Source organism: Microcystis sp. T1-4 (assembly GCF_000297435.1).
GTDB lineage: Bacteria > Cyanobacteriota > Cyanobacteriia > Cyanobacteriales > Microcystaceae > Microcystis.
On record NZ_CAIP01000367.1, the window covers coordinates 1 to 1751 of the forward strand.

The following is a 1751-nucleotide window of genomic DNA, read 5'->3' on the forward strand; positions in this document are numbered from 1 at the left end:
CTCTAGGGCAACGTAAACGCTAATAAAATCCTCACAGACGAAGACAGAATTAATGCTGCCGTGGAGAATGATAGCTTGGGCGTAAAAAAAGGCGGTTTTGCTACTTTCCCAATTATAAAAGATCACCGCCATGGTCACCAGGGCATTGGTGAGGATAAAATAGGCACTTAACTGATCGGCTACCAGTTTCACGCCATAATTATCCAGTAGGTTGAGGGTTATGGGGGAGGATTGGCTAAATAAAAGGAGAGAATAGGCGAGAGAGATAATAGAAGTAATTAAGGACAGATATTTAGCCCAGCGAGACAGTAAATAGCCAATAAAGCCGCTCAAAAAGGGTAAACTTATCCAAGCGATCGTTAGAGTATTCATGGTGTAGGATTTTCTGATCTTTACTTTGTCTAGGGCAGGGTTTTCCTAGACTAATCTGCTCAATTTCACCAGCAAAGATACTTTCTCTAATTATCCTCGATCGAGTCCTATTGATCAAGAATTTTTTGGGTGGCAAATAGATTGTTTTGGATCTATAATTATTATTGAAAAAAATAAAAGCAAGCGGTTGCGCTTTAATAATGTATATCTTGCCAGAGGGAGCAATCAGTAATGTTTTGGAAATCTTTGATATTTTTGGTAGCAATAATAACCCGACGACTGGGATATTTTTCTTTGATTAGAGACCATTGAGCCGATAGGATACAATCTATATCAATATTTTCTTTAACTTTTCAGCCCAAAGATAAGCGGCTTTTTGTAGTAAAATAAAACTGACTTTATGAAACTTAATTACATTCCTTAACTTATCTAATTCTTGCACGCTTTTACTTCTCGTCTAACCTCATAATCACATAGATCAGATGAAGTCAGAAAAGCTCCTCTTGCCAGCAGACGATAAAACCATTCGGTACATTGATAAACTTCTGTAAATAACTTTTGATCTTCTGGCCAGTCTTCACCGATCGGGGTTACTAATAAGCTTAAAATGTTAGAGTCCAGAATTACAATCACTCTTTTAATAAAACTCATTCCAGCTAACATTTCTTCACTGCTAACTAGCGGCAAAGATAACAGCAAATCTTCTATAGTGATCGTCATGACTTAGATAGCTCCTTAAGAACAACTCATGTTCTCATACTAGAATAATTATATAGGGATTCGATTGTATTTAGGGCTTGCTGAATAAACCTAAACACCCCACACCCCACGAAAAACTTTTTGCCGCAAACCCTAACGATTGATTATGTTTCCGCTGCAACTAGCGCACAGACTAATCTTCGCTTTCTTGATCATTCCTCTCTTCAAACCCTAGCCAAAAAAGTAACACATTATCAACCTCCATCATTTGCTCAGATGTCAGATTTCCTAATTTACGTAAAAGGTTTGCATGGGGAATTGTAACGATCTCTAAGGAAGCGAGCTTGGACTTTCACTTCAAATCTTGAACCACGAGGGGTTGTCGTATGTGGAACCAGAGTCGCTAAGGCACGCTCTTGATTGAGCGCAGGAATACTGATAATTGTCCTCGATCAAGTGCCAATTGATCAAGAATTTTTCGGGTGGCCACAGGAAGGTCAATGGTTAAGGCTATGACATCTAGCAATTTAGGTGTATTATTTGACATTTCTAATCACCTCTAAGCACTACAGGGGGTAGCAGGTTGTTAACCTTGGAATCTCCGAACTATATGTTCTGGATTGAGGCAAACGTCCCTCTGACCAATCATAGCAAATCCGTTTTTAATAGCATGATTAACT

At 38.7% G+C, this 1751-nt stretch carries 2 protein-coding genes and 1 pseudogene; all 3 read right to left on the reverse strand.

Annotated features, from left to right (window positions below):
• A pseudogene (locus MICAI_RS17315) lies at positions 1 to 372 on the reverse strand (cation:proton antiporter); the annotation flags it as partial.
• Positions 373 to 801: 429 nt separating this feature from the next.
• The gene (locus MICAI_RS26015) at positions 802 to 1092 is read right to left on the reverse strand and encodes a hypothetical protein (RefSeq protein WP_002783125.1); all 291 of its coding nucleotides are present in this window, start codon (positions 1090 to 1092) and stop codon (positions 802 to 804) included.
• Between the two features lie 382 nt (positions 1093 to 1474).
• A complete protein-coding gene (locus MICAI_RS26020; RefSeq protein WP_157221764.1) occupies positions 1475 to 1618 on the reverse strand; it encodes a hypothetical protein in 144 nt (47 codons plus the stop codon).
• Positions 1619 to 1751: the final 133 nt, after the last annotated feature.

Bases quoted from the DNA above. Each gene is read 5' to 3' on its own strand.
- MICAI_RS26015 (WP_002783125.1), bottom strand. From the start codon at position 1,092: ATGACGATCACTATAGAAGATTTGCTGTTATCTTTGCCGCTAGTTAGC.
- MICAI_RS26020 (WP_157221764.1), bottom strand. From the start codon at position 1,618: ATGTCAAATAATACACCTAAATTGCTAGATGTCATAGCCTTAACCATT.